Here is a 20,841-nt window from a genome sequence, read left to right as displayed (position 1 = left end):
CTATTTCTGAGGCGGTTTGGGGATCAGCGGCCGCAAGGTGATTTCATCGACAAGGAAATTGTCGGGGGTCTCAAGCAGATGTACGACCATCTCTGCAACGTCCGAACCCTGCAGCATATTGGCATGGGTTCCTCCGTGTTTGTCGAAAAATTCGGTGGCAATGGAGCCGGGGTAGACACACGTCACCTTGATGCGGTCGTTGCGAAGCTCTTTCATGAGCGCTTCACTGAATCCGCGAACGGCGAATTTCGTAGCGTTGTAGCCGGAGATGTTCGGGTTGCCGATAAGGCCGGCGACCGACGCGATGTTGATGATATGGTCGGTGGCGTCGTGCGCTTTCATCAGGGGGACAATCAGGCGGGTAAGACGAAACAGGGAGGTCAGGTTCGTCTGGACCATCAGATCCCACTCTTCGGGGGGGAGTGAGTCAACGGCACCGAACAGGCCGATACCGGCATTGTTGATGAGAATGTCGGGAGTCGGCTTTCCGGAATCGTTAGCCGCGAATGTGTTGTCCACCCACTGTTCCAGCTCGGTATGGTTATTGACATCGAGCGGAACGGGAATGAAAAGTTCTCCGAGTTGCGAACGAATCTGTTCCAGCCGGTCCGAACGCCGGGCCAGGCCATGGACACGGCACCCCTTGCTTACCAATGCTTTACTGAATTCAGCCCCGATTCCGCTACTGGCTCCCGTTATGATGGCGGTTTTTCCTTTGAGTTGCATGATGTCTTCAGAATTTACTGTGAACCTTTGCATCTGCAGGATAGCCCACCGGTCGGATGTCCGACAACCGCTGTTATCTGTTGACAGCAGCGGGTTCCACTGTTGCCCGCCGCATCTATGCGATGGCAGGGCAGTCGCCGGCTGATCCGGAAACCAGCCGGCATGCCGATGGGATCACTGTTACCCTCTATAAGGCTGACAGCATCCAGTATCGTTCACGGTTGAGAAATTTCCAAAACAACCGGCTGCTGAGACCTCGGAGAACGGGATAATGGTTCCGTTACTGCAACCGGAAAGTGACCGGCAGGGAGTAGAGTACGGGTACAGGCTCCCCGTTGTGAATGCCCGGATTGAATTGAACGCTTTGAATTGCCTCAATGGCTGCTTCGCCACATCCCCCGCCGATGTCTCTCAGGATTTCAGGATTGAGAACATTGCCTTGCTCATCGACTACAAACCGGATGACAACCCTGCCTTCAATCCGGCTGCGGCGTGCGCTTGCGGGATAGGTGACGTGCTGATACAGCTCCTCAATTCCACCGACTATTTCCGGCATTTGATCGGCATAGACACGGACTTCCTGATCCGTATTGGAGAGGGAGGCAATATTTCCGGCTTCCAGGGCATGTGACGTTCCTGCCGGAACCAGCAAAAAAAGTATGATGGCAGAAATGAAATAGTAACCAAACTTACCCATAATTGTGTTTTCTTGATTGGATATCATATTATTTGCAAATGTGTTTTATAAGTATCGGCTTTCGGATCGGGGAAACAGCGCCCGTGCAGTTATCGACAGAAATTGTGATTTAATTAAGTGAATCAACGGGTATGAACCATACGCTTTTCATGGATATTGGAAACAGCCGGATCAAGGCGGCGGATTTTGTTGATGGCGCCTGGAGGGACATCGCCAGCCTTGATACAACTGATGCGGATTTACCGGTCAGGTTGCAGGAAGAGGTTCGGCCGTACCGGTCAGTGGTCGTGGCCTCGGTTCGCAAAACGCTGCAGCCTGACGTCCTGGGTCGCATGGTGTCGGTGCCGGTAACAGGCATTACCCGCTATGATATTCCTTCCGAAAAATTGGCGTACCGATCGGTTGATACACTTGGAGTCGACCGCTATTTGGCGTGTCTGGGTGCCTGGAGTGAAGGCCGGGCGGTGATCGTGACCGACGCCGGCACAGCCTGTACGATCGATGTGATGGACCAGGCCGGAGTATATCGCGGCGGTGTCATCATGCCGGGGTTGCATATGCTGATCCGGGCACTGGGCGGAGGGGCCGATGGACTGTTTGATGTCGAACCGGGCCTGCCGGAGAGCTGGCCGCCGGACACCACCGATTCGGCACTGAAAGCCGGGACGACCGGGACATTTCTTGCGGCCTGGTATGATCACGTAAGACAGCATCAGGCAAAGTGGCCCGATGCTGAAGTATGGATAACGGGAGGAGATGCCGGTTTTCTGATCAGAAACAGCCGTATCTCTGCAAACCACCATCCCCACCTGGTATTCGAGGGCATGCGCAAGTGGATGGATCGGAACCGGCCCGAACGGTTGTTTGGCGGTTGACTATCGGCAGTATTTCGGTCGGAAGAATCACCCGGATGGGACTGCCAATCTACAAGGTATTATTGGATCTGGAAGGTGATCGGCAGTGCGTAGAGTACCGCAACGGCCTGGCCGTTCTGGCGCCCCGGTGAAAACCGTACACTTTTGATCGCTTCAACAGCGGCGTCGCCGCATCCGGCACCGATGTCACGGAGTATTTCCGGATTGTGAATTTCCCCGTTTTCATCGATGATAAACTGAACGACAACCCGCCCTTCAACGCCACCGCGGACGGCCCGCTCGGGATATTGCAGATGTTTGTACAGTTCCTGAATGCCGCCGATGATTTCCGGCATCTCTTCGACAACCCGGTAAACTTCATCTTCATCCGGCGCCATGGCTGTTGCGGAATGGTTTCCCATGAAGCTTGCTGCCAGCAATAGGATGGCAAATATCGCTACATGGCCGGTTGTACCGGCTTTTTTGTTTGGGAAAAAAGGTACCTGGTTCATAGAGAGTGTTTTTTAAAATTAATCGTTGTGTTGGTGAATAGGATCAGTTCCGGTTGGTTAATGATCAATAAACGGAAAGGGCATTGACGGTTTCCGCAGCCTGTCAAAAGTCGTCGTAATCGTCTTCCTCGAACGGGATCAGCTCTTCGTGACTCTGTTTTGCCTTGCGGGCGGGCTGGGCTTTCCGGGAATCATGCCCGTTGCTCTGGCCGTTGCCATGTCCGTTGGAATCGTATTCATGCGCCATATGGCTTTGAGGATCACTCGCTTCGTATTCTTCATCGTGGTCATAATCATCGTCTGTATCGGTAAAACCGGCCAGGGAACCTGCTCCGGCTCCGCCACCCACGATTTTCACCAGATCCTCCACCATTCTCTTAAGCTCGGCAGCTTGTGAGGTCAGCTCTTCGGCGGAGCTGGCCGACTCTTCGGAACCCGATGCGTTCCGCTGCACCACTTTGTCCATTTCAGACATCACCGAGTTCAGTTCGGAAATGCCGCTGGTCTGCTCACGGGCGGCCGCGGAGATCTCTACCACCAGTGTGCTGACGTTCATGGCACTGTCTCTGACTTCCTGAAGGTCATCCGATACCTCCTTGGAGAGGGAGACACCCCGTTCGGTATTCGTCTGGGACTTTTCGATGAGCTCGGCCGTACTACGTGCAGCTTCCGCACTTCGCTGGGCAAGATTACGAACCTCCTCGGCCACCACGGCAAACCCCTTGCCGGCCTCACCGGCCCGGGCCGCTTCCACAGCGGCGTTCAATGCCAGCAGATTGGTCTGAAAGGCGATGTTGTCGATGGTCTTGATAATCTTGGAGGTCTCCTCGGAAGAGTTCTGGATTTCGGCCATGGCGTCGGACATCCGCTTCATAACGTCAACACCGCGATTAACGATTTGTTCTGACTGACTCATGGCTTTTTCAGCCTGACCGGCATTTTCACTGGTCTGCTTGGTTTGGGCCAGGATCTGCTCAAGCGAAGATGAGGTCTCCTGCAAACTGGCCGCCTGCTGGCTGGCGCTTTCTGAAAGTTCCTGACTGGAGCTTGAGAGCTGGATGGCGGAGGAGTTGACCTGTTCCGAGCCGCTGTTCAAACCATCTATGATTCTTCGCAAAGTGCTGTTTACCGACCGGCTGGTCACCATCCCGACAATAAAGGCGCCGCCGACACAGACAAGTACTCCGATTCCAAGAATCCAGCTGAACAGGGTTACGGTGTTCCGGGTTCGCGAACCCTGGGCAAAAACGGCTTGCTGCGCTTCTTCTTCCAAAAGGTTGGTGTACTCCTGGATGTCCGCATATGCGGTCATGCGGCGACTTTCCGCCGTATTGAATGCCTCTCGGGCTTCGATCATCGCGCGGATGATTTCCACATTGTCATTGAGTGTGGCCATGGCTATGCTGAGGAAGGTCTGAGCCAGTCCGCCAGTGGCACGGGAGGTCAGTGCCCCCATGTCATTTCGCAGGTTATTGAACTCGCTTTGCAGGGCAAAAAGCGACTCCTGGTCATTAACCGCTTCCGCCTGCCAGAGATCCTTGTTAAGTACTTTCAGTTTTCCGAGAATGTCGTCACCGTCGGTAAGCTGGCGGAGCTGACTTTGGAGCTCCTGGCGTCCGGCCGATCCAAACTGGCCGCTCAGGGCATCCCGCTGGGTAAAGATGAAGTCTTCCATGCTCTCTACGAAATCATCAAAAGAGGCATCCACCATGTTGCGGTAATTGGAGAGGTTTTGCCCGGCACTCAGGGTGTTTTCCATGGCCCCTTCATATTCATCAAGGGCCCTCTCCATGGTTTGCAGGTGGTTGACAAGCTGGCGGTCGTTATTGGCCTCGGCAAGGGCAAGGGTTTCGGTAAAGCGTTCGCGGGCGGCGAGAATCTGCTCGTGCGCCTGCTCCCAACTCTCGGGGTTGTAGCTGTACTGGTAATCCAGCATGTAAAGGCCCGCATCCGTAATATTATCCTCAACTTCCTGTACAAGAGCCCACTCTGCGATATTGACGTTGATCAGCCGGTTTGAGAAACCGTCTATGGTTCGCAGGGCGACAATAGCCAGAATGCCGAGTACCAATGTAATACCGGCCACGCCCAGAGACGATGCCAGAATTTTCTTGCCCACAGTCCAGCCATTTGCGGAACTACCGGCTGAGAATGTGTTATCTCGTCGGAATATGTTTTTTAAGAAACTCATTTTGGATCGGATTTCGAGGTTGCCCGGTTTGGCAGACGTTTTGAATCAGCCGGTTTACACGGAATCGATGTAAGCCGGGTGAGTTGAAATTAGCTTCCGTCTGAAACAAGATTTTGTGATTGTAGTTGCAATCTGGTCTCCATGTCGTAGTTATCGCATAAAACTCTCTTGTTCTTAAATTTTTTCTAATATTTTTTCAGAAAAACGGTACCGATAAAACCGCTTTCGGGGTGAGTTGCGCTCGATTGTTGCAGGGCTGCAGCACAGATGCAGTACCGGCGGTTCGCCATACCCGGGTGAGATACGTGTACAGCGGGATTCTGTCACGGTCGGTCAGGGAAACCGGCACTTGGGAAAAACGGCTCTCAGGCTGGTCCTACTGCCGAATCTTTTCACTGATCAGGGCATTGACCATTTCCAGGGCTATCTGGTTTTCTCCGCCGTGGGGAATAATAATGTCGGCGTATCTCTTGGTAGGTTCCACAAATTCCAGGTGCATCGGGCGCACGTGCCGTTCGTACTGATCCAGCACCCCCTCGATCGAGCGTCCGCGTTCGCAGATATCGCGTCTCAGGCGGCGCAGAAGCCGGACATCGTCGTCGGTATCTACAAACAGCTTGATATTCATCAGATTGCGGAGGTCCTGTTCATAAAAAATCAGGATGCCGTCAACCAAAATGATTTTTTTCGGGGTGATGGTCAGGACTTCCTCTTTCCGGATATGATTGGTGAAGTCGTAGATCGGGCAGTCAATGCTGTATCCCGAGCAGAGAGCCTTGATGTGCCGGGTCAGCAATTCGGTTTCCAGAGAAGCGGGATGGTCGAAGTTCTGTTTTGAGCGCTCTTCGAAAGAGAGGTGCTTCAGGTCTCTGTAATAGGCATCGTGAGCAATAAGAGAGAGGCTGTCTTCGCCGATCTGACGGACAATATGGCTGATAACGGTGGTCTTGCCGGAACCGCTTCCTCCTGCAACTCCGATAATCAGGGGTTTTTCCATGTGATACCTGGTTTTCGATACGTGTGAACGCCGGTTACCGGCTTTCCCGGTTTCGGCTCCGTTCGAGCCGTTCTTTGTAATCTCTAATGGAACGAAATATGGCGGAGGCCATGATGCTCTGCCCGTAATCACTGACAAGGAACTGCTCTTCCTGGGGATTGGTGATATAACCCAACTCTACAAGCACCGCCGGCATGGATGCGTGGTAGAGCACAATAAAACCGGCCTGCCTGACCCCTCGCGAGCGGCGCATGGCCCGTTCTGAGAACTGCCGGTCCATTTTACCGGCAAGCATTTCACTGCTGGCCATAAAACCTATGTTGGAGAGTTCATAGACTGCAAGCTGCTCGGGGGTTAGCTCTTCGGACCGCTCCTCCTCCTGTTCAAAGCGGATAGCGCTGTTTTCCTTTTTCATCACCTCGAATGCGGCCTGGCTGCGATGCATTCCCAGAAAATAGATCTCGGTTCCGTGCGCGTGGCGGTTCTGGTTTCCATTGGCGTGGATGGAGACAAACAGGTCGGCCTCCGCCCGGTTGGCAATTTGCCCACGCTCCTGGAGTGGAATAAAGCGGTCGTCTTTCCGGGTGTAAACTACTTCTATCTCGGGGAGGTACTGTTCGATATACTCCCCGAGTTTGAGGGCAACGGCCAATGCCACATCTTTCTCATAGGTTCCCCGATGGCCGATCGCACCGGGATCGCGTCCACCATGCCCCGGATCTATGACAATTCTGTTGAGTTGCAGAAACGGCCCCGCCATTTCCGGTGTAAAGGTGATGTCTCCCATCGGATCGGCAGGTGATGATCCGGCATCCGGTTCGCTCCAGGTGTTGAGGGCGAGATCGGGGGTGGTGTCGACATCATCAAGAAGGTCATCCCAGAAAATAGGGTACAGTCCGTCGGTCAGAACCTCCAGGTCGTAGGGCGATGCTTCTGTCAGGCCGACAAGCAAGTCCTGGCGGTTTGCGTCCAGGTACGCGTCGGCAATCATGTAAATCCCCTCATACAGGTAGATATCGGCACCGATGCCTCCCTGTATGTCCTGGAAAAAAAAGCTGTCGAATGTGCCGCCGTTATTATTTTCGGTGATGATATGCTCCGAAGAGATTCCGTCCTTGTAGAGGGCCAGCTGGATAAGCTTTGGATTGGGCTGCCAGATATGGAATGAGTCCGGGCGGCTGGACAGGTGAAACCGGACAACGTATCCGAGTCCGTCGGAGCGCTCAACGGTAGATACTTTTTCGAGAGGAGGAGCCGCAAGCCCGGGGGATGGCGCAGACAGCAATGCGGTGAGCACAAGTAGTGCCGGTAACAGAAGGGGGGAGGAATTGATCCGGCCGGGTGACCGGGCTTTGACGCCGGATACCGGTTTGCCTGAAAATAACCGCATTGAAAATTCGGGTTTTCAATAAAAATACGGCAGATTCCGCTATCAAGGCAAGTGTGTGGAAAGAAAATGATAGAGGGTGATGCCAACGCTTACAGAGATGTTGAACGAGTGCTTCTCTCCGTACTGAGGGATTTCGAGCAGAACATCACATTTTTCAAGGAGATCGGGCTCGATTCCCGTTACTTCATTTCCAAACAAAAGGCACAACTTGTCCCGGCCACCGTCCCGGTATTCGGGAAGCAATGTGCTGTGATCGGTCTGTTCCAGTCCGGCCAGTGTGTAGCCGTTTCGCCGGCACCATTCCAGAGGAACGCCGGGGTCTGCCGAATGCTCCCATCGAACATTTTCTTCTGCCCCCAGGGCCGTTTTGGTGATTTCCGGACGGGGTGGATACGGGGTGTAGCCGGAGAGAAACAGGCTCCGGATTCCAAATGCGTCGGCGGTGCGAAAAGCTGATCCCACATTATGCAGGCTCCGGATGTTGTGAAGCCACAATACCAGTCCGGACATCAATGGAGGTGGCGTGCGGCTCCGGTTTGTTTCAAAAATCTCCTTTGTGGTCTTTTTTCGAACCGTACGGCGTATACCGCTCATCTCCATGCGAGATTTTAATTTTTAAGTAAATTATGCTATTATTGAGATTTACAGGGCATCAAGGGAAACTGCCCGAATCGAAAATACGTTTTTTAACGACCCGTTGCATCTGTCACCGTACGATGTCGCGGGTCTTTTTTTATTACAGAAACCTCTTTAGTACCAGAACCATCAACCGAAAGTGAGAATATCGTGAAAATCAATTATTTGTCCCCGGAAGGCTATGACAAGCTCAAAAAGGAATTGCGTGATCTTGTGACCAGGGGACGCAAGGAAATTGCACAGCAGATCGATGAAGCGCGCTCCCACGGTGACCTGAGCGAAAACGCCGAGTATGATGCCGCCAAGGAAGCCCAGGGCAAGATGGAAGCCCGCATTTCGGAGCTGGAGCAGATCATGGCCAATTCACGCGTACTGGACGACAGCAACATGGACAACTCCAAAGTGTACGTTCTGTCCACAGTCACCATCCTCAACAAAAAAACGGGCAAAGAGATGAATTACACCCTCGTCTCCAAGGACGAAGCGGACTTTGATCAGGGGAAGATCTCGGTGGACTCCCCGATCGGGAAAGCGTTGATGGGGCATTCGGTGGGGGAGACGGTTAAGGTGAAAGTTCCGGCGGGTGCTCTGGAGCTGGAGATTAAGAAAATTGAACGTCACTGAGATTCTGGATTTTGTAACTTGCAAAAATTCATCATGAGTGTGTTCACCGGTGACCGGGAGAACACGGAACCAGAATACAAAAAGTGATATGCTATGAAAATTGCCGTCATCGGAACCGGATATGTAGGGTTGGTTACAGGTACCTGTTTTGCTGATTCGGGAAACAATGTTATCTGTGTGGATAACAACCCCGAAAAGCTCAAAACACTGAAAGAGGGCAAGGTCCCCATTTACGAACCCGGCCTGGACACCATGTTCAACCGGGCCATTCGTGAAAAACGAATGACGTTTACGGATGATCTTGCTGAGGCCGTCCGCTCCTCAGACATCCTGTTTATGTGTCTTCCGACTCCTCCGGGCGCCAATGGGCAGGCGGACCTTGGCGCGGTCATCAGCGTAGCGGAAAAGCTTGGTGAGCTGATTGACGGATACAAGATTATTGTCAATAAAAGCACGGTTCCGGTCGGTACGGCCGACAAGGTCAGAATGGCTGTTGAAGCGCGGGCAAAGGTGCCGTTTGACGTGGTTTCAAATCCGGAGTTTTTGAGGGAGGGAGCGGCGGTAGCCGACTTCCAGAAACCGGAACGGGTGGTAATCGGCACATCGAGCGAAAAGGCAGCTCAAGTTATGAGAGAGTTGTATGAACCCTTTGTGCGAAGCGGCAATCCGATCATCATAATGGACGAGCGCAGCGCGGAAATGACCAAATACGCGGCCAATGGCTTTCTGGCAACAAAAATCACTTTCATGAATGAAATTGCCAATCTTTGTGAGCGGGTCGGTGCCAATGTGGATCATGTGCGGCGCGGTATCGGAACCGACTCCCGGATCGGCAAACGATTTCTGTTTGCGGGGATCGGATTTGGCGGAAGCTGCTTCCCGAAAGATGTCCAGGCGCTCCACTATACCGCCGGGCAGAACGACTACGACTTCCGGCTGCTTGAGGCCGTCAAGGAGGTGAATGACAAGCAGAAGTTGTCCATCGTCGAAAAAATCAAAGCCTACTTCGGCGATCGTATTGAAGGGCGAACCTTCGGAGTGTGGGGCCTGACCTTCAAGCCCGAAACCGATGATGTACGCGAAGCGCCCGCCATCTATATCATCCAGGCACTGATCGCCATGGGAGCCCATGTGAAAGCGTACGATCCAGAAGCCCGGAAAACCTTCCCCGCTGCCGTTGGGGAGGAGGTCAGCTCACAAATCGACTATGTGAATAATCAGCAGGAAGCATTGATGGATGTTGACGCCCTCATCATATGCACCGAATGGAATGAGTTCCGCCGGCCTGATTTCGACAATTTCCTGAAGTTGATGAAACAGCCGGTCATTTTCGACGGCCGCAACCTCTACGACCTGGACCGCATGTCGGATCTCAATATCACCTACTTCAGTGTCGGACGCAATGCCGTGAATGTTAACCGGAAAACCGCAAATGCCTGAGAGAGTAGTTATTACCGGAGGTGCCGGTTTTATCGGCTCGCATCTGTGCGCCCGCTTTCTGGACGAGGGTTTTGATGTCATCTGCATAGACAATCTCTCCACCGGCCATCCCGGTAACATCTCCCGTTTTCTGGACCATGAACGCTTTCGGTTTATCAAGTATGATGTAACCGAATTTCTGTATGTGCCCGGGAAGGTCGATCTGGTGCTCCATTTTGCCTCGCCCGCATCACCGGTGGATTATCTCGAGCTTCCGATTCAGACCCTCAAGGTCGGATCCCTGGGTACACACAAGGCTCTGGGCCTGGCCAGGGCCAAGAACTCACGGTTTTTGCTGGCATCAACCAGTGAAGTTTACGGAGATCCGAAGGAGCATCCCCAGAAGGAATCCTACCTGGGCAACGTCGATCCCGTCGGCCTTCGCGGTGTGTATGATGAGGCCAAACGCTTTGGAGAGGCCTTGGTCATGGCCTACCATCGCAGCCACGGAATCCCCACATATATCGCCCGGATTTTCAACACGTACGGGCCCTTCATGCAGATGGATGACGGCCGCGTTCTGCCCAACTTCATTACGCAGGCGCTTCGGGGCGAACCGCTTACCGTCTATGGGGACGGCTCCCAGACCCGGTCCTTTTGCTATATCGACGACCTGGTGGAAGGGCTGTTTCGGCTTTGCCGGTCGGATTTCCACGACCCCGTGAATATCGGCAATCCCGATGAGATAACCATGATTGAGCTTGCCCGCGCGATCATCGACCGAACCGGAAGCTCCAGCACAATTACCTACCATGATCTGCCCGCAGGCGATCCCCTGGTCAGAAAGCCGGATATCAGCCGAGCCTGGAACGTGATCGGATGGAAACCCGAAGTGGATCGGTCTGTAGGACTGGATCGCACGCTCGAGTACTTCCGGAAACACATTTAGGAAACGGTTTCATAAAACGGAGCGCCTCGCTTTTCAATCCGGATTATTCACGCAAAAAGCCGGCCGTACCGACTGCTACCCGGTGACCATAAAACGGATCTCTTCAAGAACTCTCCCATCCCGGTTTTTGATGAGGACGCGCCATGAACCCGGCTGCAGCCCGACGGATGAGTAGGTACGCCAGTTGGGCGACAACCCGATTTTGCTGCTCATTTCAAAATAGAGTTCCTCCTCGTAATACCACTCAAAAGTGACATCCTGCATGGAGTCGGAGTTGTGTATGCGCGCAAAACACCAGGCCCTTGCGTCGCTCATGTTGTAAGACTGCAGGGTGTCTACCGGCTCTCTCTCCACGACATCCCTTGCCAGCAGAAAATCTCGGATGAACAGTGTGTCGGAATGGTTTTCTTCCGGGGGCTGACCTGCAAAGCTCCGGTGTCCGGCAGTTGTGGATATTTCCACTGCATAACTGTCAGCCAAACCACGATACTCAGGCTCTGCACCGTCACGTTCCGGCAGAGAACCGGACTGCCCGATCGTATTTGGAGGGCTGCTTTCAGATCCGGCTGCTGCATGGGATGCGCCGTGAACAGCGGGAACACCCGCAAACCAGGCAAAAAACAGTATTAAGGCCACTTGAGCCGGGGTGAAGAATCTCCCGGATGTATTTGTGTCGCGTGCTGCACCGCTTTGGACGATGGCGTTCCTCTTGACCGGACACCGCCCGGCTAAGGCAAAACAGAAACTTCGGTTTCGTTTCATAATAGGCGGATAATTGTTGACGTTCACCCGGCCGGCTACGTTCTAATGAGTGTTGCCGGCGATTTTCGGATTGAACAATCGGGTAGGAAACAAGATGCGATTTTTTTTTAAAAGTGGCCCGAAGAACTTTGGATCATTGCCTTTCACCGGGTATCATCTGAAATGGCCGAATCATCGGGGAAGGGGCGATTTGCGGCAATTTGACAGATGTCTGCTGCCGGTAGAGCCAGGTCAGATTTTTTAAGCAAGCACGGAAGATATTTCGTAACGTAGGTCTTACGGCTTACCTTGGCCCAATAATCAGAGATTCGAGATTGAAACCGATGAAATTATTTTTTTTCTGCGTTTTTATGCTGTTTGTGACGGTTGTCACAACACATCAAACTCATGCCCAGATTGTCTCGGGCGAAGGCTATGAGCTTCGTGTGGCCCCGGATGTCTGGTTCAATGCAGTCGATGGTATCCTTCTAGGGGCCAGGTTTCGCGGAGAGGATCCGCGCACATTTCTGGACGGTCCGCACCGACTCAGCGCGGGGTTCAGCCTGGCCACTTGGCTCCCGGATACGCCGGTTTCCTACCATATCTCTTATACACATCCCATAGCGGCTATCACTGCTCCGCGAAGCGAGGGGGCTGTTCGCCTGTTCAGCAGCATGCGTGCCGGGGTGCATCTGCACGAAGCGGGAATCCGGAAACGCTGGCAGCGCGGCTTCGACGAATTTGTCGCGACCGACGTTCGATTTGACGCCGGTCTGTACAAGCGGTTCGACGATGACTATCTGATATATAATGATCTGTGGCAGGATGATCCGGTTTTATTTGTCAGATCGTCAGTGCGCAGGAGGGACCACAACGCGCTGGGGCGCTGGACGTTCAGAGGGGCGGCTATCGCGGGCGCGCCACTATCCACCGATGCCCAATTCCTGGATTACTCCGGCCTGCCGGCCGACCGCCCGGATGGAACAGGACCCGAGGGGCTGTTCGGGCAGCTTCAGCTTGAACTGCTGAACCAAATCGGGATATCAGGTCCGTTTTACGCCAGAACGCGACTCTTCGCAGGCTTTTCTTCGGATGCGCTGCCACCGGAACACCGCTACCTTCCATCTGATGCGGCTCCATTCGCCCTGCTGGACTCCCGGTTTACCAGAGCACGCGGAACCATCCCCCAGGGATGGGTTGAGTCCGGCTGGATCCATATCCCCGGCGGCCCCGGTCTGCGCGGCTATAGCATGCAGACCGCCGAAGCACTGGAAACCGCCGGCCCGCCCTGGGTACGCCACGCTTTTTCGGGCAATATCGATATTTACTACCCCAATCCGGTGGACACATATTTCTCAAAAATCCCGTATCTTGGCGATCTGCTGAGATTCGAGTCCTATGTTTTCGCTGATGCCGGCCTGTTCCATGATCATAACGGTTGGCAACAAGTGCAGGCAAACGCCGGAGCCGGCTTCATGTTGTCGCTCAATATTCCGGACTATATGGGAAGGAATCGCGGTTTTTTCATTCGTTATGAATTACCGGTCTGGCTTTCTGAACCCGCAGGCGAAGACAGCGCCCTTGATGTCAGGCATCTGCTAGGTGTTGGAGCCCAGTTCCTTTTCTGAGTATCCTTTTTTCCATGCAAGGCTGCCGGCTGTGATCGTCTCGCTTTGCATTTCCGTTTTATCATTATAATATCGCTTTCAAACAGGTTGGAATTATGTTAGTTCTGGTTATCAATTGTGGCAGCTCCTCGGTTAAATATCAGTTAATCGAGACAAAAAGCGAGGAGTATCTCTGCACGGGTATGGTGGAGCGCATCGGCGCGGTGACTTCCATAGTCAAGCACGAGGTGAAGGGGCAGAAGCCGGTGAAGGAGAGCACCGTGATTGAAGACCATACCCAGGCGCTCAAGGCGATCATGGACTACATCCTGGACAAGGACAATAAGCTGCTGAAATCCAAGGATGATATAAAGGCGGTTGGACACCGCGTTGTTCACGGCGGTGAATCGTTCAAGGATTCGGTATTGATAGACGATACGGTGGTTGAGGCGATCGAACAGGCCATCGACCTGGCCCCGCTTCACAATCCACCCAACCTCAGGGGAATTGAGGCGGCGCGTCAAAGCCTGCCCGATGTTCCGCATGTCGCAGTTTTTGATACGGCGTTTCACCAGTCGCTGGCTCCCGAGGCCTATCTTTACGCAATCCCCAACCGGATGTACCGCCGATACCGCATCCGGAAATACGGCTTTCACGGAACATCACACTATTTTGTAAGCCGCCGCTATTACCGGCTTACGGGGCAGGGGCCGAAAAATACCAGGCTCATTACCTGTCACCTGGGCAATGGTTCGTCCATCACGGCAATCAAGGACGGTAACTCGGTGGATACCAGCATGGGATTTACCCCCTTGTCCGGCCTGATTATGGGTACCCGGTGCGGCGATATCGACCCATCCATACTTTTTTATCTGGTGGAAAAAGAGGAGCTGCCGCTGAGCAGCCTGCACGGCTTGCTGAACCGCCACAGCGGCCTGCTAGGCATGAGCGGATATGCCGCCGATATGCGTGATCTGCTAGAAGAAGCAAAAAACGGCGACAGAAGATGCAAACAGGCGATAGAATCTTTTTGCTATCGGATCCGGCAATTCACAGGTTCCTACTTTGCGGTGATGAACGGATGCGACGCCATCATTTTTACGGCGGGAATCGGAGAGAACGCTCCGGACATCAGAGAGCGGGCACTTGGAAACATGGAGGCGATGGGGGTGATTCTGGACCCAGACCGAAACCGGGATCCGGATGCCCGTGGTGAGCGAAAAATCAGTGCAGACAACTCAAGCGTGGATGTCTACGTTATTCCAACCAATGAAGAACTTGTGATTGCCATCGATGCAGCAAAAATTGCCACCGCATCCAAGCAGTCACCCTGGATTTAAAGCGAGCTAATGTCGTTTCACCGGTTTCTTTTGTTCGGCCTCTTGCTGCTGCTTGGGGCAGGGTGCACAACGGCTTCCTGGATCGTGGAAGAGGAACCCGTTACGGATCCCGCTACAGAAGAGATTCTATCGGAAACGTCTTTTCTGGATGTGATTGTGACTCCCACGCCTCAACAGCCGCTGCTGGTACTGAGTCCTGTGGTTCGTCGCGAACTCAGCTATCAGGAACATCTGGTGTCCAGGCGATATGTCCAGAGCTACCACCCCCGTTACGGGTACCTGACGCTGGGACTTGCAGGCATGACGGCCGGCCTCTATCTGTCCAATACTTCCGTTGTGGATGCCGACCGACTTTCCAATCGCGAGCGGGCCATGCTGAACCTGGCGTCCGTGGGTATTGGAGCTGCGTCATTTCTCTCCATGAAACCGGTTGGGGAACCGCGGTATGCCGATGAGCAACGACTGCTGCAGCAGACGGGGCTGCATCTTGTCACCGATACGCTGACCGTTTCTGCCCCCGATGACGTGGCGGCCAGGGTCACCATCACCAGAGCGGACTCCCTGATTGCCGAAGGCCGGGAAATCGCTCTCGAAAACGACCAGCTGACCGTCAACCTGCCAGAGGAGACCGGAATTCGCATCCTCGATATTGCCGACACAGCCGGGGTGCATGTGGAAGTGTCCTATGACGGGAAGCATTTCAGCAGGCATATCCCTGTCGATCACTTTCTGCAGGAGTATGTGGAGATCATGGAGAATAATGTGCCGCTCCGGACCGATCCCGCGGCGATCAGCGGCAATATCATCCGCCATGCGTCATCTTCCGGCTTTTTTCCGTATCTGAGCACGATCAATGACCGCTGGTTTCGCATATTGGAAAGCAGCGGACCTGCCTATGTCGAAAGGGAGCGATCCCGGCTTGTCTGGCGTGCGGCTGAATCGGACCTTTCCGGTACCGTTATTGCTGGAGCCGGGAAACCGGTATTCGGAGATCTCTCGATAGAGCGTGATGTTCCTGAAAACCGGCACAGTAATCCAGAGGGCATTGCCATCGTGATTGTAAACGGGGAGTACTCCACTCCGGTGAGAAGCCTGCCATATGCCGCTCGCACCGCCGAGCTGGTATCACACTATTTGACCCGGACCATGGGCTTTTACAGCGATAATGTCCGCGTTTTTGAGAACCTTACCCTGGATGAATGGCAGGCCTTTATGCAGGAGAGCGACTCCCTGATGATCGGCGGGCGTCATATTTCCATGGATGAGTCGGATCTTTTTGTCTATTATTACGGACATGCTTTTACCGATGACGGCGACCGGCTCTATATGCTTCCCGTCGACTATGATCCGGGCGCAAGAACCGAGCGGCTTGTCGCGTTCGATGATTTCTCCAATATTCTGGGCGACATCCGGTCGAGGCAAACACTACTGGTTATGGATACCGACTGGGAGCGAAGTTCGGTATATGGACAATCCCCCGCGGGTCAGGTACGGTCGCGTTCGCAGCTGCTGGAACGGACGTCAGAAAACTTCACCGCAAACTCCGAGAGTAGAGCCATATTCTGGGCCGCGGAACCCGGTCAGCATGCCTCCTCCTATTCCGATGGAGGGGAGAGAAGCGACTATCCCTATGACATTTTTACCTGGTATTTTTTTGAGGCGCTGCAGAACGGTGCGTCAACAACCGGAGCAGTGGAGCAGCACCTGGAACGCAATATTCCCTTCACTTCACGCAGATTGCATGACCGCGCCCAGAACCCGCGGTTTATCGGCAATTCAAACATGAATCTCGTCAGATAGAAACTGACAGTAAGTTTTTTTGGAAATAATAATTAAAGAAAAATGGATATAATTGCCCAGATTCGGTACAAAGCCGGACTACAGAAAAAGCGTATCGCCCTGTGCGAAACCGATGACATCAGAACCGTCAAGGCAGCTGCGTTTCTGGCGGATAACGATCTCGCCCGGGTTATCCTGGTGGGCTCGGAAAAGGCCATCAGGCAGAAAGCCTCCTCTGAGTCAGTAGTGTTGCCGAATTCAATTGAATTTGTAAAAATTGAAAAGGGGGAGACCCTGGGTCGTTATGCCGCTTTGCTGCACGAGAAGCGCAAGCACAAGGGCATGACACCGGAACAGGCAGAGGAAGTCGCCGCTCAACCGCTCTATTTTACCGCGCTTATGGTGGCTTCAGGCGATGCCGACGGAGCCGTAGCCGGAGCAGTCAATACCACTGGCGATGTGCTGCGGGCCGCCATTCAGGGAATCGGACTGAAGGAAGGATCCGGAATCGTATCCAGCATCTTCCTGATGAGCACGATGGACGGTCACGTTTTGACCTTCGGCGATTGTGCCGTGGTACCGTATCCTGACGAAAACCAGCTGGCCAGCATCGCCGTCGATTCGGCCGCCACACACGAGGCCCTGACCGGTCAGTCAGTTTCGGTCGCCATGCTCTCCTTTTCTACCCGCGGAAGCGCACAGCACGAGCGCAGCCAGATGGTGGCACAGGCAACCGCTCTGGCCAAAGAGCGTCAGCCCGAACTGAATATCGACGGAGAGCTGCAGTTTGATGCCGCCTACGTCGCATCGGTTGCCAAAAGCAAGGCCCCCGACTCAACCGTGGCCGGCAAAGCCAATGTCTACGTATTCCCGAATCTGGACGCGGCCAACATCGGTTACAAAATCACTGAAAGACTGGCCGGCGCAACGGCAACCGGCCCGGTGATTCAGGGGTTGGCCAGGCCGATGAACGACCTCTCCCGGGGATGCAACTGGGAAGATATCGTCAATACGGCCTGCGTTACCGCGCTGATGGCTGCGGATCAATAGAAATAGACCCGGTACCCCCAGCTGTCCATTTCCCAGGACTCCCGGTCGGTGAGCGTCACCTGCTCGTCGGTAAACAGCTCCGTATAACTTCCGGCAATGGCATGGGAGGAGATGTCGAAGGTGACCGGTTCATCACTGAGGTTGAGCAGGGTGAAGACTCTGTTTCCCTCTTTCTGCCGGTAGAAGGCGAATACCCGGTCATCCTCCGAGGTTGATACCCGCACCAGCTCCCCGCCGTGTATGCCGTTGAAAAGCGCATGATTCTCCTGATTCAGACGAAGCAGGCGCGTGTAGAAATCAAGCAGGGGATAGTCGCCCCACTCAATGGGGTCTTTTTCAAAAAACTCGAGCCGTTTGTCCATGGCCGCCTCCTGACCGCTGTACACCAGGGGCATGCCGGGAATCGTAGATGCCAGTACGGCAAATGTTTCGGCCCCGTCGCCGTAGCGCTCAAAGACAGTGCCGTTCCAGCTGTTCTCGTCATGATTCGAGGTAAACTGCATGCGATAGGCGTAATCCGGGAAGCGGCGGCGATTCTCCTCCAGGTGTTGCTCAAACTCGTTAATTGTCAGGTCCCCGGCGGCCAGCTCATTCATCCTGTGATGGGTTTCCCACCCATAAGACATGTCGAATGCGTGGATGTGATGCTCCGGGGTTTCCGCTTCTGCAAGCATGAAGACCGGTTTTACCGCATCCAGCCGGCTGCGCGCCTCATTCCAGAAATCAGTGGGCACATAATCCGCCACATCGCACCGGTACCCGTCAATGTTAAACTCCTCGACCCAGTATAACAGCGCATCGTGCATCATTTCGCGGGTCTCATCCAGACTGTAATCCAGCTGGATGACATCGGTCCAGTCGGTATCGGGAGGAATAATGAAATTGCCCTCGTCATCTGTTTCGTACAGATGGGGGTGAGTTTCGGTCCAGACGGCATCCCAGGCGGTGTGGTTTGCAACCCAGTCCAGTATTACATACATGCCCAGGTCGTGAATTTCGGATACCATCCGGCGAAAATCGTCCTTGTCACCGAACTCCGGGTTTACACCGTAATAGTCATATACCGAGTAATAGCTTCCCATGGAGCCTTTGCGTTCTTTCTCACCGATCGGATGGATCGGCATAAACCAGAGAATGTCGACCCCCATATCCCGGAGCCGGGGCAGATGTTCCGCAAAAGCCTCAAAGGTGCCCTCTTCGGTGTACTGGCGGAGGTTAACCTCGTATATCGTCGCATTCTTCGCCCAGTCGGGAGTTTGGGGAGGAGAGGGATAGCCGGTGACGGGTTGGTCGTTACCGGAGCAGGCAGAAAGCAGCAGTACCGCAATTAGCAGGGGAAAAATCACTCGAGAAGCCATAATCAGTATGAATTGGTAAGCAGGTAATGGAAAATTTCCTGTTTCACAGAGTTTTTCACGAGTTCATAATACGTGAGAAAGGATGTCGCGGTCTGTTGAACAGGGTCTTAACAAGGTAATAAATTTAAAATGAAAGCGCTTACTTTTCCAAATTGACCGCCATACGGGCTTTTAAGAACGGTACGGGAGGAGGTAGCGAGTGTACCTGCGACGTCTATTTTAATTCGATTTACGGCGGGTTATTCCTTATATTTAGATTGTTTAAAAATAAGGAACTTCTCAGGTCCCCGATGTAGTTACAAACAGTGTCGGTTGGAAGAAGCCGAGTCTTCCGGTTCTCCGGTTGCTGCTATTCCGGCCGTTTCGTCCATCGCCTGCGGGTTCGCCGATTCGGAGCCGCTACCTGCTGTAAACTCTGAAACGGACGAGAGATTTTTTGAATACTGCTGCAACAAGCTCCTGCAATCAAAGCCGGGGCGTTACAATCAAACAAGGTGTTTTTCCACTATGAGTGATACCCAAACCATCGAAAAAATGGTCAAGCAGCCATACAAGTATGGCTTCAAGACCAATGTCGAATACGACTACTTCCCGAAAGGGCTCAATGAGGATATCGTCAACATGATCTCCGACATCAAGGAGGAGCCCGATTTCATGCGTGAGTTCCGCCTGAAGGCGTTTCGCCACTGGAAGACCATGAAGGATCCCTTGTGGGCCAATATCAAGTATCCCCGGATTGACTATAATGACATCCAGTTCTACTCTTCTCCCAAAAAGAAGCCTCAGCTGGACAGCCTTGACGAGGTGGATCCCGAAATTCTGGAAACGTATGAGAAGCTGGGTATCCCTCTTTCTGAACAGAAAATGCTTGCTGGAGTTGCCGTTGATGCCGTCTTTGACAGTGTCTCGGTTGCAACCACGTTCAAGGAGAAACTGGCGGAGGCGGGCGTAGTATTCTGCTCAATTTCCGAGGCGGTCAAGAACTATCCGGATCTGGTGAAAAAATATATGGGTTCGGTTGTTCCCTACAGCGACAACTACTTTGCGGCCATGAACTCCGCGGTCTTTTCAGACGGTTCGTTCTGCTACGTCCCGAAAGGGGTTGTCAGTCCGATGGAGCTCTCCACCTATTTCCGGATTAACAATGAAGAGTCGGGCCAGTTTGAGCGGACCCTCATTGTCGCTGAAGAGGACAGTTACGTGAGCTACCTTGAAGGCTGTACGGCACCCATGTTCAGCAAGAACCAGCTGCACGCCGCCGTCGTTGAGCTCGTGGCGCTTGACAACGCACAGATCAAGTACTCCACGGTTCAGAACTGGTACTCCGGCAACGAAGAAGGTGTTGGCGGTATCTACAACTTTGTTACAAAGCGAGGCCTTTGCAAGGGCGTCAACTCCAAGATCTCCTGGACCCAGGTGGAGACCGGCTCGGCCATCACCTGGAAGTACCCCAGTGTCATCATGAAAGGGGACAATTCGATCGGTGAGTTTTACTCGGTCGCCGTCACCAATGACATGATGGAGGCGGACACCGGTACCAAAATGATTCACCTCGGCAAGAATACCAACAGCACGATCATATCCAAGGGTATTGCTGCAGGCAAGTCACAAAACAGCTACAGGGGCCTGGTCAAAATCGGGGCAAATGCCAAGAATTCGCGAAATTACTCGGTCTGTGACTCCATGCTGATCGGCGACCGTTGCGGAGCCCATACGTTTCCGTACCTGGAGGCAAAGAATAACTCCTCCAGTGTGGAGCACGAGGCGACCACCTCCAAAATCGGCGAGGATCAGATTTTCTACCTGCAGCAGCGCGGACTGGATGAGGAGGACGCCGTTTCTTTGATCATCAACGGTTTTTGCAAAGAGGTGTTCAAGGAGCTTCCCATGGAGTTCGCCGTCGAAGCCATCAAACTTCTGGGCATCAAACTCGAGGGCAGTGTCGGCTAAGGCCGGGCACCGGCGCCTTTC

At 53.5% G+C, this 20,841-nt stretch carries 18 protein-coding genes; 9 read left to right on the top strand and 9 right to left on the bottom strand.

Translation table 11 applies throughout. The features are described from left to right. Both QA596_00570 and QA596_00565 read right to left on the bottom strand, forming a co-directional pair. Positions 1-726, bottom strand: coding sequence for an SDR family NAD(P)-dependent oxidoreductase (locus QA596_00570; GenBank protein MDG5765937.1), 726 nt, complete (start codon positions 724-726; stop codon positions 1-3). A gap of 280 nt (positions 727-1,006) precedes the next feature. Beyond that, the gene (locus QA596_00565) at positions 1,007-1,423 is read right to left on the bottom strand and encodes an energy transducer TonB (protein ID MDG5765936.1); all 417 of its coding nucleotides are present in this window, start codon (positions 1,421-1,423) and stop codon (positions 1,007-1,009) included. 131 nt (positions 1,424-1,554) lie between these two features. On the opposite strand from QA596_00565, the gene QA596_00560 reads away from it, so the two are divergent. Next, a complete protein-coding gene (locus QA596_00560) occupies positions 1,555-2,298 on the top strand; it encodes a type III pantothenate kinase (GenBank protein MDG5765935.1) in 744 nt (247 codons plus the stop codon). Between the two features lie 59 nt (positions 2,299-2,357). Here QA596_00560 and QA596_00555 read toward each other — a convergent pair whose 3' ends face one another. The 5 genes from QA596_00555 to QA596_00535 form a co-directional block, all read right to left on the bottom strand. After that, entirely contained in the window at positions 2,358-2,789 is a 432-nt protein-coding gene (locus QA596_00555; protein MDG5765934.1) for an energy transducer TonB, read from the bottom strand. A gap of 103 nt (positions 2,790-2,892) precedes the next feature. Then, positions 2,893-4,908: a methyl-accepting chemotaxis protein gene (locus QA596_00550; GenBank protein ID MDG5765933.1), complete on the bottom strand. Its 2,016-nt coding sequence runs from the start codon at positions 4,906-4,908 to the stop codon at positions 2,893-2,895. A gap of 448 nt (positions 4,909-5,356) precedes the next feature. Continuing rightward, positions 5,357-5,977, bottom strand: a complete 621-nt coding sequence (gene udk / locus QA596_00545; GenBank protein ID MDG5765932.1) for a uridine kinase — start codon at positions 5,975-5,977, stop codon at positions 5,357-5,359. 34 nt (positions 5,978-6,011) lie between these two features. After that, a complete protein-coding gene (locus tag QA596_00540; protein MDG5765931.1) occupies positions 6,012-7,367 on the bottom strand; it encodes an N-acetylmuramoyl-L-alanine amidase in 1,356 nt (451 codons plus the stop codon). A 42-nt stretch (positions 7,368-7,409) separates the two neighbouring features. Next, positions 7,410-7,961, bottom strand: a complete 552-nt coding sequence (locus QA596_00535; protein ID MDG5765930.1) for a TrmH family RNA methyltransferase — start codon at positions 7,959-7,961, stop codon at positions 7,410-7,412. A 192-nt stretch (positions 7,962-8,153) separates the two neighbouring features. On the opposite strand from QA596_00535, the gene greA reads away from it, so the two are divergent. The 3 genes from greA to QA596_00520 all read left to right on the top strand — a co-directional run bounded on the left by greA (position 8,154) and on the right by QA596_00520 (position 10,995). Next, on the top strand, positions 8,154-8,627 hold the full coding sequence (greA, locus tag QA596_00530) for a transcription elongation factor GreA (protein ID MDG5765929.1): 474 nt from the start codon (positions 8,154-8,156) through the stop codon (positions 8,625-8,627). Positions 8,628-8,720: 93 nt separating this feature from the next. After that, positions 8,721-10,067, top strand: coding sequence for a UDP-glucose/GDP-mannose dehydrogenase family protein (locus QA596_00525; protein MDG5765928.1), 1,347 nt, complete (start codon positions 8,721-8,723; stop codon positions 10,065-10,067). Further along, positions 10,060-10,995 carry an SDR family oxidoreductase gene (locus QA596_00520; GenBank protein MDG5765927.1) on the top strand — a complete coding sequence of 312 codons (936 nt, stop codon included), beginning with the start codon at positions 10,060-10,062 and terminating at the stop codon, positions 10,993-10,995. Before QA596_00525 ends, QA596_00520 begins: the two co-directional genes overlap by 8 nt. Positions 10,996-11,070: 75 nt before the next feature. On the opposite strand, the gene QA596_00515 is transcribed toward QA596_00520, so the two are convergent. Beyond that, a complete protein-coding gene (locus QA596_00515) occupies positions 11,071-11,475 on the bottom strand; it encodes a DUF2914 domain-containing protein (protein ID MDG5765926.1) in 405 nt (134 codons plus the stop codon). 605 nt (positions 11,476-12,080) lie between these two features. Between QA596_00515 and QA596_00510 the strand changes: the two genes are divergently transcribed. From QA596_00510 to pta, 4 genes are all read left to right on the top strand, one after another. Beyond that, entirely contained in the window at positions 12,081-13,364 is a 1,284-nt protein-coding gene (locus tag QA596_00510) for a hypothetical protein (GenBank protein MDG5765925.1), read from the top strand. 95 nt (positions 13,365-13,459) lie between these two features. Then, a complete protein-coding gene (locus QA596_00505) occupies positions 13,460-14,683 on the top strand; it encodes an acetate kinase (protein ID MDG5765924.1) in 1,224 nt (407 codons plus the stop codon). Between the two features lie 9 nt (positions 14,684-14,692). After that, a complete protein-coding gene (locus QA596_00500; GenBank protein MDG5765923.1) occupies positions 14,693-16,483 on the top strand; it encodes a caspase family protein in 1,791 nt (596 codons plus the stop codon). A 42-nt stretch (positions 16,484-16,525) separates the two neighbouring features. Continuing rightward, positions 16,526-17,512: a phosphate acetyltransferase gene (gene pta / locus QA596_00495; GenBank protein MDG5765922.1), complete on the top strand. Its 987-nt coding sequence runs from the start codon at positions 16,526-16,528 to the stop codon at positions 17,510-17,512. Here pta and QA596_00490 read toward each other — a convergent pair. After that, on the bottom strand, positions 17,506-18,870 hold the full coding sequence (locus QA596_00490) for an alpha-amylase family glycosyl hydrolase (GenBank protein ID MDG5765921.1): 1,365 nt from the start codon (positions 18,868-18,870) through the stop codon (positions 17,506-17,508). The two genes, pta and QA596_00490, sit on opposite strands and share 7 nt — an antisense overlap. A gap of 507 nt (positions 18,871-19,377) precedes the next feature. Here QA596_00490 and sufB point away from each other — a divergent pair. Then, entirely contained in the window at positions 19,378-20,820 is a 1,443-nt protein-coding gene (gene sufB / locus QA596_00485; protein ID MDG5765920.1) for a Fe-S cluster assembly protein SufB, read from the top strand. Positions 20,821-20,841: the final 21 nt, after the last annotated feature.

Source organism: Balneolales bacterium ANBcel1, assembly GCA_029688905.1.
Classification (GTDB): domain Bacteria; phylum Bacteroidota; class Rhodothermia; order Balneolales; family Natronogracilivirgulaceae; genus SLLW01.
The sequence above is the reverse complement of the archived record's forward strand: the minus strand, read 5'-3'. Positions and strand labels throughout refer to the sequence as shown.

Coding starts and splice junctions, on each gene's coding strand:
- QA596_00570 (MDG5765937.1), bottom strand. CDS start 726: ATGCAACTCAAAGGAAAAACCGCCATCATAACGGGAGCCAGTAGCGGA.
- QA596_00565 (MDG5765936.1), bottom strand. CDS start 1,423: ATGGGTAAGTTTGGTTACTATTTCATTTCTGCCATCATACTTTTTTTG.
- QA596_00560 (MDG5765935.1), top strand. CDS start 1,555: ATGAACCATACGCTTTTCATGGATATTGGAAACAGCCGGATCAAGGCG.
- QA596_00555 (MDG5765934.1), bottom strand. CDS start 2,789: ATGAACCAGGTACCTTTTTTCCCAAACAAAAAAGCCGGTACAACCGGC.
- udk (MDG5765932.1), bottom strand. CDS start 5,977: ATGGAAAAACCCCTGATTATCGGAGTTGCAGGAGGAAGCGGTTCCGGC.
- QA596_00540 (MDG5765931.1), bottom strand. CDS start 7,367: ATGCGGTTATTTTCAGGCAAACCGGTATCCGGCGTCAAAGCCCGGTCA.
- QA596_00535 (MDG5765930.1), bottom strand. CDS start 7,961: ATGAGCGGTATACGCCGTACGGTTCGAAAAAAGACCACAAAGGAGATT.
- QA596_00525 (MDG5765928.1), top strand. CDS start 8,721: ATGAAAATTGCCGTCATCGGAACCGGATATGTAGGGTTGGTTACAGGT.
- QA596_00520 (MDG5765927.1), top strand. CDS start 10,060: ATGCCTGAGAGAGTAGTTATTACCGGAGGTGCCGGTTTTATCGGCTCG.
- QA596_00510 (MDG5765925.1), top strand. CDS start 12,081: ATGAAATTATTTTTTTTCTGCGTTTTTATGCTGTTTGTGACGGTTGTC.
- QA596_00505 (MDG5765924.1), top strand. CDS start 13,460: ATGTTAGTTCTGGTTATCAATTGTGGCAGCTCCTCGGTTAAATATCAG.
- QA596_00500 (MDG5765923.1), top strand. CDS start 14,693: ATGTCGTTTCACCGGTTTCTTTTGTTCGGCCTCTTGCTGCTGCTTGGG.
- pta (MDG5765922.1), top strand. CDS start 16,526: ATGGATATAATTGCCCAGATTCGGTACAAAGCCGGACTACAGAAAAAG.
- QA596_00490 (MDG5765921.1), bottom strand. CDS start 18,870: ATGGCTTCTCGAGTGATTTTTCCCCTGCTAATTGCGGTACTGCTGCTT.
- sufB (MDG5765920.1), top strand. CDS start 19,378: ATGAGTGATACCCAAACCATCGAAAAAATGGTCAAGCAGCCATACAAG.